The sequence below is a fragment of the Geojedonia litorea genome (assembly GCF_042654525.1).
Taxonomy (GTDB): Bacteria; Bacteroidota; Bacteroidia; order Flavobacteriales; family Flavobacteriaceae; genus Geojedonia; species Geojedonia litorea.
This window is the reverse complement of sequence record NZ_JBHSGP010000004.1, coordinates 208940-223423: the sequence shown is the minus strand read 5'-3', so window position 1 is coordinate 223423 and position 14484 is coordinate 208940. Positions and strand designations below refer to the sequence as shown.

8 protein-coding genes are annotated in these 14484 nt (G+C 36.2%); 1 reads left to right on the top strand and 7 read right to left on the bottom strand.

Going from position 1 to position 14484, the window contains the following annotated elements:
• Positions 1-82: 82 nt before the first annotated feature.
• Positions 83-4912, top strand: a complete 4830-nt coding sequence (locus tag ACFO5O_RS01060) for a T9SS type B sorting domain-containing protein (RefSeq protein WP_387960084.1) — start codon at positions 83-85, stop codon at positions 4910-4912.
• Between the two features lie 72 nt (positions 4913-4984).
• Here ACFO5O_RS01060 and ACFO5O_RS01055 read toward each other — a convergent pair whose 3' ends face one another.
• The 7 genes from ACFO5O_RS01055 to ACFO5O_RS01025 all read right to left on the bottom strand — a co-directional run bounded on the left by ACFO5O_RS01055 (position 4985) and on the right by ACFO5O_RS01025 (position 14479).
• Positions 4985-5644 (bottom strand): T9SS type A sorting domain-containing protein, encoded by a 660-nt coding sequence (locus ACFO5O_RS01055; protein WP_387960082.1) that lies wholly within the window; start codon positions 5642-5644, stop codon positions 4985-4987.
• A 25-nt stretch (positions 5645-5669) separates the two neighbouring features.
• Positions 5670-6425 (bottom strand): glycoside hydrolase family 16 protein, encoded by a 756-nt coding sequence (locus ACFO5O_RS01050; protein WP_387960080.1) that lies wholly within the window; start codon positions 6423-6425, stop codon positions 5670-5672.
• Positions 6422-8713 (bottom strand): beta-glucosidase BglX, encoded by a 2292-nt coding sequence (gene bglX / locus ACFO5O_RS01045; RefSeq protein ID WP_387960078.1) that lies wholly within the window; start codon positions 8711-8713, stop codon positions 6422-6424. Before bglX ends, ACFO5O_RS01050 begins: the two co-directional genes overlap by 4 nt.
• 14 nt (positions 8714-8727) lie before the next feature.
• On the bottom strand, positions 8728-9849 hold the full coding sequence (locus tag ACFO5O_RS01040; RefSeq protein WP_387960076.1) for a glycoside hydrolase family 16 protein: 1122 nt from the start codon (positions 9847-9849) through the stop codon (positions 8728-8730).
• Between the two features lie 64 nt (positions 9850-9913).
• Positions 9914-10825 (bottom strand): glucan endo-1,3-beta-D-glucosidase, encoded by a 912-nt coding sequence (locus ACFO5O_RS01035; RefSeq protein WP_387960074.1) that lies wholly within the window; start codon positions 10823-10825, stop codon positions 9914-9916.
• 12 nt (positions 10826-10837) lie between these two features.
• On the bottom strand, positions 10838-12976 hold the full coding sequence (locus ACFO5O_RS01030) for a hypothetical protein (protein ID WP_387960072.1): 2139 nt from the start codon (positions 12974-12976) through the stop codon (positions 10838-10840).
• A gap of 12 nt (positions 12977-12988) precedes the next feature.
• Positions 12989-14479 (bottom strand): RagB/SusD family nutrient uptake outer membrane protein, encoded by a 1491-nt coding sequence (locus tag ACFO5O_RS01025; RefSeq protein ID WP_387960070.1) that lies wholly within the window; start codon positions 14477-14479, stop codon positions 12989-12991.
• Positions 14480-14484 lie beyond the last annotated feature (5 nt).

The following is a 14484-nucleotide window of genomic DNA, read 5'->3' as shown; positions in this document are numbered from 1 at the left end:
TTTACCTATATTTCGTGCTTAAATAAGCTTAAATATTTTTCATGCTCCAAATTGTATGCAATATGGCTTAACCCTTAACTAGATGAAAAAGAATATTTTTTTTCTTTTACTATTTACTTGTGTGATGTGTTCCATTTCATTTTCACAGCAAATTTCTATTGACAATACTGTATCCGCTCAACAACTTATTCAAGATAATTTTGGTCAAGGTTGTGTTCAGGTTTCAAATATTTCGTCTCAAGTTAATGGTCAAGTTAATGGGTTTAATAGTTTTGGGTATTTTGATGGCAGTGGTACTAATTTTCCTTTTCAAAATGGTATTGTTTTATCAACAGGAAATGCAGTATCTGGCGCCAATGGAGTAAATGGCACTGTGTTAAGCGAAGGTGATGCTACCTGGTCTACTGATCCTGATTTAGAAACGGCATTAGGACTAACAGGGACATTAAATGCCACATCTATTGAGTTTGATTTTATTTCGATTTCAAACCAAGTACAGTTTAATTATATTTTTGCTTCTGAAGAATATAATCCGCCTTATGAATGTCAATTTACCGATTCGTTTGTGTTCTTAATTACCGAAGCAGGTTCTGGAAATCCATATACGAATATAGCGGTTGTACCCGGAACGTTTACTCCTGTTAATGCGAATACGGTGCATCCCGATTTACAGCCCTATTGTGCTGCACAAAATCCACAATATTTTGATGGTTACAATCTAGGTAACACTAATTTTAATGGCAGAACTACAGTGATGACAGCTACCGCGGCAATTGTACCAAACGTTCAATATCATATTAAGCTTATCATTGCCGATCAAAATGATCAAAGTTTTGACTCTGCAGTATTTATTGAAGGTAATAGTTTTAATGCATCGGTTGATTTAGGCGAAGACCTCTCAACTTGTGCAGGCAGTGTAACTCTTGATGCAGATATTGGAAATGCAACGGCAACTTACAGCTGGTATTTAAACGGTTCTATAATGAACGGTGAAGTTTTGCCAACTCTTAATGTCACCCAATCAGGAACCTACCGCGTATTGGTTTCTATTCCTTTAGGAAATACCGTTTGCGAATTGGAAGATACTGTAACGCTAACTTTAAGTTCAACGCAAACAGCTTCTCCCATAAGCAATTATAACATTTGTGATGACCCTAGTAGTGACGGGGTAGAGATTTTTGATCTTTCTACAAAAAATGCCGAGGTTGCAGCGGCTGTTCCCCCATCAAACTATACGATATCGTATCACCTTACAAGTTTAGATGCTCAAAATAATAGTAACCCAATTTTGGTTCCTATACAAAACACGTCAAACCCCCAGACTATTTACGTAAGAATTGAAGACACTAATAATGGTTGCTTATCGTTTCCTACTTTCGATTTAGTGGTGAATCCATTGCCAAATGTAGCTACACCAACAGATTTAGATGTTTGTGATGAGGATGGTACACTTGATGGAATTACACAAATTGATCTCACACAAAAAGATGCAGAAATCGTTTCTGGTCAGCCAAATACAATTGTGTCGTATCATTTCACTCAAAATGATGCCGATCTTGGTCTGAATAGCATTGGTTCACCTTATACCAATTCTAACAGAACAGAACAGCTTTTCGTAAGAGTAACCAATTTTTCAACAGGTTGCTACGTTACTACCACACTTACAGTTAGTGTTATTGACCAGCCAATAATTAATGAGGGTCCGTTTTATATTGACGCCTGTGATCAGGATCATGATGGGTTCGCAACTTTTGACCTTACTAGCATCATCCCTGATGTTATAGGCAGTTTAACTGGTGTCACGGTAACCTTTCATGAGACTTTTAATGATGCAGATTCAGGTACAAATGCTATAGGCAATTCTACTAACTATCCAAATTCAACAATAAATGAGCAAACGCTTTATATACGAGTTGAAGATGATTCAACAGGATGTGCTACCATAACACCTCTTGAAATCCACACCAATCTGTTACTAACCTATACCAACATTGTTAATTTTTCGTTATGCGATACGGATAATGACGGTATTCAAGAGTTTGATTTAAATCAAATCGCGATCATTATAATAAACGATATCCCTAATGTCAATATTACCTTCTACAGAACAGAAAGCGATAGAGATAATCAAATTAACCCTATAGATACTAGTCAACTCTACACACCAGCTTCTACTCCTGAAACACTTTATATTCGACTTACAAGTCCTACCTGTTCAGAAGTTAGTGAGTTTGATCTCTTATTAAATACGGTCCCAACTTTTAACAATATTGGTTCTGTTACCTATTGCGATGACGATCAAGACGGATTCACAGCTATTGATCTCTCAACATTTGATTCTGCTGTGACCAATGGCAATACCAATTATACTGTGACTTATTTCTTAACACAAAATGATGCTAACGCCTTTGTGAATCCACTTCCTACTAATTATACAAATACAGCAAACCCGCAAACCTTTTACGCCAGAATTGGAGATAATAATACGGGATGCGCTTCAATCAATTCATTTGAAATAACTGTAATACCGGCTCCTATTACCACCACTCCAAGTGATGAGATACGTTGCGTTAATGATGCAAACGGAATAGCTACTATTGATTTAACCGCAAAAATATCAGAGGTCGTAGCAGATACCAACAATAGGAATATTACATTCCACACCACATTGACAGATGCTGAAGGGAATACCAATGCTATCGGCAATCCTTCAAATTATTCGACAGGAACTCGAGCAATTTTTATTCGTGTTGAAAACGCCACAACGGGTTGTTATGTTATAGAGAGTTTTAATATAACTGTAAATTCACTTCCTATTTTTACTAGCATAAGTGATTTTCAAATTTGTGAAAACAATAGTGATGGTTATGCTGGTTTCGTATTCTCAACAAAAGATGCTGAAATTTTAAATGGGCAAAACGGTAAGCAAACTCTGTATTTTTTAAACCAAACAGATGCTGACAACCGAGCAAACATAATTAATAAAACGACGCCTTATCAAAACTTAACCAATCCGCAAACCATTTATGTCCGTGTAGAAAACCTTTCGGATCAAAACTGCTATGGGACTTCAAGTTTTACTTTGGAAGTTGGTACAAATCCGCAGTATAATGAACCTAGTGATTGGTTTGTGTGTGACGATATTAGCAATGATGGTAGAGCTGTTTTTGATTTAAGTACAAGAGTGACTGAAATTTCTCAAGGTATTCCTGAATCATTAAATATTACATTTCATACTTCTCAAGTTAATGCCGTAAATGGAAACAATGCCTTGCCTTTACAATATGAGAATGCAGTGAATCCTCAAGAAATTTTTGTACGAATCAGTAATGGCACCGATTGTAACTCTATTACCAGTTTTGTGGTCAATGTAATTCAAGCACCGCAGGTTAATCAGGCGCAACCTCTAGAGCATTGTGATTCCAATTATGACGGAATTTCGACTTTTGATCTTACAGAATCTGAAGTTGACATTCTGGATATACGACAGAATAATATTGTAGTTGAATATTTTGAAAGCTTAAATGATCTTGATAATCGTGTAAATGTAATTGCAAATCCACAAGCTTACAATAACGTTACAAACCCGCAAACGGTTTATGTAAGAATTACAAATACCGTAACCAACTGTTATTTGGCAATTGATTTGGACCTCATAGTTAATTTACCTCCTAATTTAAATAGTTTTAATTCTGTTGAACTGTGTGATAACCCAACTAATACCTATGATCTCACACAGGTAAATGCCATTGCAATAAATAATCCTTCAAATTATGATATAACCTATTACAATTCATTAGCAAATGCGAATGCTAAAACAAATGCACTTAATACTAATTACAATTACCAAACCAGTAGCGACACCCTATATATTAGAGTAGAAAATCCGAATACCTTGTGCTTTACAGTCCATTCATTTCAATTGCTTGTAAGGCCTTTACCATTTGCTAATCAGCCTAACGATTTAGAAAGTTGTGATGATGATTTTGATGGCTACTTTACCTTTGATTTATCCCAACAATCTGCTGCAGTTTTAGGCAATCAAAGTTCGGCCATATATATAGTCACATATCATAACAGCTTGGTTTCTGCCGAAAATGGAAGCAATAATTTACCTATGATGTATGCTGCCACAGATCAAGAACAAATTTTTGCAAGAGTTGAGAACTCGAACACAGGCTGCTTTAATACCACACAATTTATGACCTTTGTTCACCCTAGACCAATTGTAGATATAGGTGATCAAGTTATTTGTTTAGAAAATTTACCACTGATCGTAAGTGCCGAGACAGGATATGCCGGGGATACTTATTTGTGGTCTACTAACGAAACCACACCAGAAATTATCATATCAACTATTGGAAGTTATTGGGTTACAGTAACTACTCCTTTTGGCTGCGAGACCACAGAACAGTTTAATGTTATTGAGTCTGAACAAGCCACTATTGAATTTACACAAACTGTAGATTTTGCAGACCCTAATAGAATTACCGTAGATGTTAGTGGTATTGGAAATTATGAATTTAGTTTAGACCATGGGCCTGTGCAAAGTTCAAATGTTTTTGAAAACGTTAGCCTAGGATACCACTTAGTTACTGTAAAAGATGCCAACGGATGTTCTGAAGTTACAAGGGAAGTTGTGGTCATTGATGTGCCAAAATTCATGACCCCAAACAATGACGGTTTCTTTGATACTTGGCACATTACAGGTGTTGAAACCCTACCCGGTACAGTGGTTTATATTTATGATAGATATGGTAAACTTTTGAAGCAATTATCATCTAGCTCAAAAGGTTGGGATGGCACCTTTAATGGTGCTTTGATGCCTTCTTCAGATTATTGGTTTGTTGCAGATGTCAAACGAAACGACATTGAATTTCAGGTAAAAGGACATTTTGCACTTAAGCGCTGACAGTAGGGGGTTTTAAAAAAAGAAAAAGCCATTTTGAGAACATATGGCTTTTTCTGTACAGTTAATTAAACCCTAATTTTTAATTAATCGATAAGTTGTACTTCCTAAACTTGATTTAATCTTTGCAAAATAAATACCTGTGCGCAATTCAGTTGCTTCAATAATGGCATCCTGACCACTTAACTTTTGAGACAAAACGGATTTACCGGTAACATCAAAAAGCTGTACTTCAGTTAAGTTTTGATTAGCTTTTAAAACCCATTGAGATTGGGTTGGGTTAGGATAAAGACTAAAATCGATAAGATTTTTGTCATTAATTGAAAGTGTTGCTGGTTGACAACTATCATACACTTCGTTCCATATCAATGCATCTGTAGTTTTCCAAATACGATTAGCATAGGATGAATAATCTGTATTTAAATTTCCACTATTTACTCTATCCGTGCATTCAGCGTTTTGGGCGTTATCTATTAAATTTTCATAAACACCAGATCCATTTATAGTAAATAAATATTCCATGTCCGCACCTGGTGCAGGAGATAGTGTGAACGTAAAGGTGTCATTACCGTTATCAGTCCCAACAGGACCTCCGTTGGGATCCCATCCCCAAAAAGCACCCGAAAAACGACAAGAAGTCGTCCCAGGGGGTACAGAAACCGTCATAACTAAATCTTGTGCCAATGTACCGGTTGTTGTAATTAATAAAATTAAAAAAAATGTAATGTTCTTCATAGTTATTATAGTTTTAGTTAATGGATTATTTATATACTCGTACGTAATCAATTATAAAATCCTGTGGAAAAATAGTATCATCCACTTCAGGGCCTCCAAAATTTCCGCCAATAGCTAAATTTAAAAGGAGATAAAATGGTTTATTATACGGCCAAGTTTGATCATTTTTGACTTCTGGATTGAAAGTGTAGACTGATTTACCATCAATAAAAAACTCGATAGCATCTTTACTCCAATTCGTCTTGTAAACATGAAAACCTTCTTCTATATTATTGAGGGTAGTTATTTTAGTATTTTTAGAATTTCCGTGACTATCTGTTGTGTGTAAAGTTGTATGGATTTCATGCGGATTTTTGCCCACATATTCCATAATATCGATTTCACCACAGGCTGGCCATCCAATTTCTTTAAAATCATGTCCCAGCATCCAAATGGCAGGCCATACACCCTGACCAGTTGGTAACTTTGCCCTGACTTCTATTATGCCATACTGAAATTCAAATTTTTGTGCTGTGGTAATTCTACTTGAATGATAAAGGCTATCATCTTTTGTGGCGGTTATCACAAGATGTCCATCTTTTAAAGACGCATTTTCTTTAGTGTAAAGTTGACGTTCATTATTACCCCAGCCACAATTAGGGCAACCATCACCTAGTTCATAATTCCAAATAGATTCATTTAATGCTTTTGCATCAAATTCTTCTTCAAATATCAATGTTTTGGTGTCTTGACAAGAGGCCAAGATTATTAATGTTGCGATACATGAAACTAATTTTTTCATTTCAGTTCAAATTGTTGTTCTAAAATTGTCTTAGAGCTGCCTCCAATAAATACTTTGAATTCACCTGGTTCTACAATAAATTGACCTGTGTTGTCATAGAATCCTAACTCCTTATCTGTAAGAAGAAATTTTATTGTTTTAGATTCATTTGGATGTAACTCAAGCAGTTCAAAACCTTTCAATTCTTTAACAGGCCTAGTCACACTTGCGTATAAATCTTGAACATACAATTGCGCTACCTCCTTCCCTTTGACCTTTCCGGTATTCTTTAAATCAAAAGACACTACAATTTCTTTCATATTAGAAGAGTCAACCTTTAAATTACTATACTTAAAAGTGGTATAACTCAATCCATGACCAAATGGATATAATGGTTCATTTACTTCATCTTGATAATGCGCCCAAAACACCAATCCTGGTGCAGGTATGGTTGGCCGTCCAGTGGCTTTGTAATTGTAATATAATGGCATTTGACCTACGTGCTTTGGAAAAGTCATTGGCAGTTTTCCGCTTGGGTTATAATCGCCATATAGCACTTGAGCTATGGCATGTCCGCTTTGAGTACCTAGATGCCAAGCCTCAACAATAGCTGGAATGTGTTCATCAGCCCAGTTAATGGCTAAGGGTCTACCATTATTTAAGACCAATACAATATTTTTATTCACTTTGTATACGGCTTCTAGTAATTCTTGCTGAACACCTGGTAAATCGAGATTCACTCTACTTCTACCTTCCCCGCTTTGTAGTCCATGTTCTCCTAACACCATAACCACGACATCAGCAGATTTTGCCACAGCAATTGCTTTTGCAAAACCGGAAGTGTCAGTCTCATTTATCGTGAGCTCTGAAATAAATTCTGTTTTTCCGATGGTAACATCAGCACCTTTTTCATAAATTATCGAATTCCCTGAATAAGATTTTAAACCTTCCAAGACTGAAACGGCAGTACCATCGTCAGCGGCAATTCGCCAACTGCCAAGTGGGCTAGTTTTGTCTCCAGCCAATGCGCCTATCAAAGCTATTTTCTGACCATTTTTTTTAAGTGGTAAAAGGTTGTTTTCATTCTTAAGTAAGACTATGGACTTTTTAGCTACATCCAAAACTGCATCATGAAATTCTTGCTTACCAATAATTTCCTTTTCTCGAGATTCATTACAATATTTATAGGGATCATCAAACAACCCTAACTGAAACTTGACCCTCAAAATACGTTTAACAGCATCGTCAATTAGTTCTTCCTTTACCTTTCCCTCGCGCACCAAACCTGCTAATTCCTTAACATATAGGTTGGACTCCATATCCATATCTGAACCTGCATTAATGGCTAATTCTGCAGCATGCTTGCCGTCTTTTGCATATTTATGATTTATCATTTCTGAAATAGAACCCCAATCTGAAACCATAAACCCTTTAAAATCCCATTTTGATTTTAAAATGTCACGTTGCAAATATTTATTGCCAGTTGCTGGAATTCCATTGAGTTCATTAAATGAATTCATAAACGTTGCAACGCCTGCATCTTTAGCAGCTATAAATGGAGGAAAAATAATGTTGTATAATGTAGATGTTCCGACGTCTACGGTATTATAATCTTTTCCAGATTCTGAAAAACCATATCCAGCGAAATGTTTGGCACAGGCAGCTATAGTATTAACCTTTGACAAGTCATCTCCTTGAAAACCTTTAACACGAGCTATTGCTATTTTTGATCCTAAATAAGGATCTTCTCCAGCCCCCTCCATAACGCGACCCCAGCGTGCATCTCGAGAAATATCAATCATTGGCGCAAAAGTCCAGTTAATTCCAGAGGCTGCTGCTTCTTCGGCGGCGACTTGAGCAGATCGTTCAATGGCTTCAAGATCCCAACTGGCTGATTCGGCCAAAGGTATTGGACTTATAGTCTTAAACCCATGAATAACATCGAAACCAATTATTAATGGGATTCCTAATCGCGATTCTTCAACCGCTATTTTTTGTACGGCCCTTACATTTTCGACACCTGTTACATTAAGCATTGATCCAACATAACCTTTTCTTAAATCTTCATATTTTTTTGCTGCATCTCCATCCTTAGGTACAGGCCCAGTAACATTCCAAAACCCATTGTATTGGTTCATTTGCCCAATTTTTTCTTCAAGAGTCATGAGTGTCAACAAGGAATCTACTTTTATTTCAATGCTTGATGCTGTTGTATCTATCTCATTTATTGGGTTATCCTTTTTTGCATAAGTAAATGAAGACAGTACAGCTACAAGAATTAGAAATTTTATAATATCGTTTACATTCATTTTCATTGTTTTAACTATTGATATACCCTAACATAATCAATCTCCATCGTGGTTTCGGTAAAATTGGAATCAATAACGCCTCCCAAATTTCCTCCCATGGCAATATTTATTAAGATAAATTGATTGGCATTAAATGGCCAGGTATTTGAATCTTGTATGTTAGGTTGATATGTATAATGTACATTTCCATCTACAGAAAATATCATTTTATTTTGAGTCCACTCTAAAGCATAAATGTGAAATGCAGAGGTTACATTACTCACCACTTGCGAACCTTTATTTTGTGTGTTACCATAACTTGAAGGTGTATGCATTGCACTTTGAATAGTTCCTTCATTATTACCAACATGTTCCATAATATCAATTTCACCACAAGCAGGCCAACCAACTCCTTCGTCTATGTTTGCACCTAAAGTCCAAAACGCAGGCCAGGTTCCTCCTCCAGAGGGTAACTTTGCCTTAATTTCAATTTTACCGTAGGTGAATTCAAACTTATCTTGAGTTTTCATTCTTGTAGATGTATATTGGTAACCTTGATAAGATTCTTTTTTAAGCGTAATCTTTAGCAAACCATTTTCAACTTTGACATTGTCAGAACGATCGGTATAAAACTGTTTTTCGTTATTTCCCCATCCAGCACCAGGTTGTCCAGCTCCACTACCATCTCCAAGATCATAATTCCACTTTGAAGTATTTGGAGCTCCATCAACATCAAATTCGTCTGACCAAATGAGTTGCGGCCCCGATGAAGCCACATAAACAGTGATATTTTTAAATACGCTTATGGAATTACCCGTACTAGAATATGCAAAAACAGTTACTATATAGCTGTTAGTCCCTTCTTCTGTATAGGTATGGTTGAAACTGCCATTTAAACTTTCTTGTTCAGGGTTATTTCCAAATTTAAAACCATATTTAACGGCATTAGTAGCTGTTGCAATACACTGGATCATTCCAGAGCCATCACCATTTGGATTATTGGCATTTGCACCCACTATAGTAATGCTTAAGTTAAGATTTGTGGGAATGACATCCTCTGATTGAGGTGGTGGTTCTATACCACCGTCACTTCCACCTGAACAAGATTGCAATGAAATAATTAATAAAAGAACTAAAGTGTAATTAAATTTTAACATGTTAAATATTAAAAATTAAAAAGAAGGAGCAAAATCATGTTCCTTCTTTTTATTAGCTAAAAATCTATTCTGGTATTAAGGTGAACCACCAGTCAAACTGATTATTTCCATCCGTAATTTTTAATACCATTTCATTTGCCGAACGACTAAATATTTGATATTTGTGATCTCCTCCAACATAATACCCTATAAATGCCAATCCAGACAAACTTATAGTTTCTACACCTCCAGGTGCTGTTAGAGTATATTGAGCGGTATAATCGCTATAAGGATAATTCTCTATATCTGCTCCATTTGGATTTCCTCCAGGACCACCTAACTCTTCAATAAGAACTTCTCTACCAAATACAGTACCACTAGTATCTGTAGTTGGGTCATCATTTGTATTATTTGTAATATGAGTAAATGTACCATCACTTCTAAAAATATAACGGTCATCATACATGCCTACTCCAGTTTTATCTCCTGGATTTGCTCCATAATATTCAAATGGAGGCCCTCCAATGGAGCCTAAACCAAAATGATTTGCAGCCTCAGATTTAATTTTCCATGATCTAGTACCATTTGCATTTAGCATGGTAATTAAGTCAGCAGGTGGCTCATAAAGAGAAAGCACTTCTACCTCAATTGTTTTAGTAGAGGATGCTCCTGCGGTACCAAAAGCGATAACGGTTACTGCATAAGTATTTAACCCTAAAACTGCAAAATCGTAGCTCATTTCGCCATTTGGAGCTAAAGAAACAATACTGTTATATACAAATTGATAAGAAATTGCATTGTCTGCACTAGCTTTAAAATTAACAGTTCCACTACCGTCTCCATTAGGGTTATTGGTATCTGCTCCTACGATATCAACTTCTACTTGAATATTAGAAGGAGCTGTTATTTCACCTAAAGTGAAATCTTCATCTTGACAACTGCAAAATAACAAGGTCAGTGATAGAATAATTCCTATATTATATTTTAAGTTCTTCATCTTTTAATATTTTTAATTCGTTATTATGATATCATCAAAATAGAACGTCTCTCCTGTTCCGCCATTTCCAAAATCTGGGAATATAATTACATTATGATATTCTATAGATGTACTAAATGCACCAAAACTAGTTAAGTCAAATGATAGTACCTCCCATGCATTAGCAAGCGTAGTTGTAGCTTGTACTTCAACCACTACTGATGGATTTCCGTTGCCATCAGGGGGTGAATTCTTATCTTCCATTTTAAATAGGATTGGAACTCCAGCTCTTGGTGACCAAACTTTTATTTTTACAGTGGTTCCATTAGAAAAATCTGCAGGTTCTGTTAAATTCATTGCTGCACCTGCCCAAACTTGCGCTCCTGCTGGTTTTTGAATTTCTGCAACCGTAGCACTATTATTTATTCCTGTTGGGTTTGGGTTTGCAACAGTGGCTGCTGGGATTGGTCCAAAATCAGAGGCTCCAAATCCATTCCATGTATATGAAAGTGTACTTACTTCAAAATTAATTGGAAAATTAATAGAGGCAATTTCAATATCATCAAAGTAAAAGGTCTCTCCAGTTCCAGCATTTCCAAAATCTGGAAATATAATCACATTATGATAGTCTATTGATGTGCTAAATGCGCCAAAACTTGTTAGGTCAAATGATAGTTCTTCCCAAGTATTAGCGAGTGTTGTTGTAGCTTGCACTTCAACCACAACCGATGGATTTCCGTTTCCATCTGGTGGTGAATTCTTATCTTCCATTTTAAATAATATTGGAACTCCTGCTCTTGGCGACCACACTTTTAAAGTTATAGTTGTCCCGTCTGTAAAATCTGCTGGGCCAGATAAATTCATAGAAGCCCCTGCCCAAACTTGTGCGCCTGCTGGTTTTTGAATCTCTACAACCGTTGCACTATTATTTATTCCCATTGGGTTTGGGTTAGCAACTGTTGCTGCAGGTATTGGACCAAAATTAGAGGCACCAAATCCATTCCAAGTATAAGTTAAATTATTTGATTCAAAATTTATTGGGAATTCAATAAACTCACTTGGTGGTTTATAAAAATATATATTGTCTATAAATACTGTACCTCCAGAAAACGGATCTCCAACATACTTTAACTGGTGTATATCAGCAACTGTAAGTCCCTGATCTGTCCAAGCTGTAATAGGGATATCAACACTGGTCCAGTCATTGGCAGTCAAATCTATCCAAACAGGCTTTTCGCCATTAGTAAGACTGATCAAAGATAATTCAACTCTAGCGACATCACCTGCATTCCAAATATCTATATGTACATACTCCATACCTGAAACGTCTACAGGAGTTTGAAACTGATTTCCTTGGTAACTTAAGTTAATATATTGCAGCATTAAATCACCATTTAAGTCAAAAGTAGTCCAACTACTTCCGCAGCAAGCACCTTGACCCCAATCCGGGAAAAAATCGGTTCCTGGCTCATCCTCGTACACTGCACTAAATATGGATATCACATCTTGCGCAGCTCTTGCTGGTGGTGTTGGTGCTGATGCCAAAGGTTGTAAAATAGCAGTCACTTCAAAATCTACTATATATTCAGTAGTTTCAATAGCGGCCCCTATGGCTACTACTCTAATGGTATAGGTTCCTGCTTCTTGATATACGTATGAGACAGTATCTCCAATATTTCCTGTTACTGGAGTATCGTTTCCAGCTTCTCCAAAATAAACGTCATACGAAATAGCAAAATCGGCATTGGCAGTTACATTTACCCGCTTTGAAATTGCGAGGTCATTTTCAATAACAACCTCCAAATTTTCTGGTGCTCTGAAGGATACTACCAAATTTTGAGTTGCTTCACTTTTTAATCCTGTAATTCCAACGGCTTCAATTTTTACTGTATAAGTGCCTTCTTCATAAATATGATCTACACTTTCCCCTTGATTTACCTTTTGAGGTGTAGCGGTATCATCGCCAAATGTAATATTATAAGAAACAGCTCCTTCAGAATTAGGCGTTATAGTTACTAGTCCAGAATTGTCTTGTGTGGGCTTAAATATGGCCACAACATTTGTTGGTGCCTCGACATTGTTCAGATAATCCAAATTATTATCGTCAGTAGTACAGTTTATCAATACCAATATTGCGAAACATCCTGTAATTAAATATTTTATTGTTTTCATAGTTTTATTTTTTTAATATCCCGGATTTTGTGCCCATCTGCTGCCTGCCAATTGAATTTCAATAGAGGGTATGGGGAACACTTCATGCTTTCCAGACATAAATCCATCAATTTCTTGGGCTGCTCTACCTGTTCTAACCAAATCGAAGAACTGATGTCCTTCTCCAACCAATTCAACACGACGCTCATGATAGATGGCATTGGTTAAATTGGTTCCTGTTAAGGTTACATCATGCATCATATCTCCAAATGCACGTCTTCTAACTCTGTTCAAATAAGTTTGTGCTCTAGTATCACTAATTGAGCCTCGATTTAAAGCCTCTGCTGCCATTAACAACACATCGGCAAAACGAATGGCTCTGTAATTATTAGGATTAGTAAGGTTGGCATCTCCAGTGTTTAAATCACCTTTGCGAGAAATATATTTACGATTAAAATAACCTGTATGTTCATAACCTGTAGAAAAAGTGGCATCGGTTGACGAAGCCCAGGCGTCGATATCTAAAATGGCTGTATTTTTTCGAACATCATCTCCATCTTCAAATAAATCAACAACTTTTTGCGTGGGAACATTGAAGCTAAAACCAGATTCAAATGTTGGTCCAGTATAATTTCTAATACCATTAAATCCAACAGCCACATTTCCTTCACTACACTGCAAACATCCAAATCCTGCACCTTCTTTATCTGTGTATTGAATTTCAAAAACCGATTCGATATTATTTTCAAAATCATTCTCGAAAATTGGAAATATTTCAACCCCTTCAACCATTCTGGTGGCAGTTACTAAATCATAAGGACCATTGTTTATTAAGTCCTCCAAAACATTAGCCGATTCTGAAAATTTATCCTGAAATAAATAGACTTTACCTAATAAGGCTTGAGCGGCACCTTTAGTAATTCTACCTGTTTGAGATTGAACATAAGGCAAATTTGCCGCTGCAAAAACCAAGTCCTGCTCAATTTGCGCATAAACTTCTGCTTTGGGTGATCTATCAATTGTAAATTGATCTCCAAATTGAATGCGTTTATCTACCGCTAAAGGCACATCGCCAAACCATTTGACTAATTCAAAATAATAGTAAGCTCTTAAAAACCTAGCTTGAGCAAGTACATTGTTCTTGTTAGCAAAATCTGTTTTATCCTGAAACTCCAAAATAAAGTTTGCACGATTAACACCGCCGTACATCCATCCCCATATATCTCGCAATTGCTGATTCATTGGTGTATGCACCATGTCGTCAATTTCTTGTATACCTGGTACATCTGTTGCACTTTCTCCACCAGCTAAAGTATTATCTGACGCAATTTCGCCTAACATGACATTTAAATAGGTAGACTGTAATGGATCGTATGCGGCTATTAATGCATCTTGATATTCAGCTTCTGAATTAAAGAAATCTTCAGAGTTTTGGTCTTGTGAATCAACATTCACAAAATCATCACTACATGAACTCATAGTGAGTAATAAAATGAATACGATTTTTATATTTATTTTTTTCATAATAC

Bases quoted from the DNA above. Each gene is read 5' to 3' on its own strand.
- bglX (WP_387960078.1), bottom strand. From the start codon at position 8,713: ATGAATGTAAACGATATTATAAAATTTCTAATTCTTGTAGCTGTACTG.
- ACFO5O_RS01035 (WP_387960074.1), bottom strand. From the start codon at position 10,825: ATGAAGAACTTAAAATATAATATAGGAATTATTCTATCACTGACCTTG.
- ACFO5O_RS01030 (WP_387960072.1), bottom strand. From the start codon at position 12,976: ATGAAAACAATAAAATATTTAATTACAGGATGTTTCGCAATATTGGTA.
- ACFO5O_RS01060 (WP_387960084.1), top strand. From the start codon at position 83: ATGAAAAAGAATATTTTTTTTCTTTTACTATTTACTTGTGTGATGTGT.
- ACFO5O_RS01025 (WP_387960070.1), bottom strand. From the start codon at position 14,479: ATGAAAAAAATAAATATAAAAATCGTATTCATTTTATTACTCACTATG.
- ACFO5O_RS01050 (WP_387960080.1), bottom strand. From the start codon at position 6,425: ATGAAAAAATTAGTTTCATGTATCGCAACATTAATAATCTTGGCCTCT.
- ACFO5O_RS01055 (WP_387960082.1), bottom strand. From the start codon at position 5,644: ATGAAGAACATTACATTTTTTTTAATTTTATTAATTACAACAACCGGT.
- ACFO5O_RS01040 (WP_387960076.1), bottom strand. From the start codon at position 9,849: ATGTTAAAATTTAATTACACTTTAGTTCTTTTATTAATTATTTCATTG.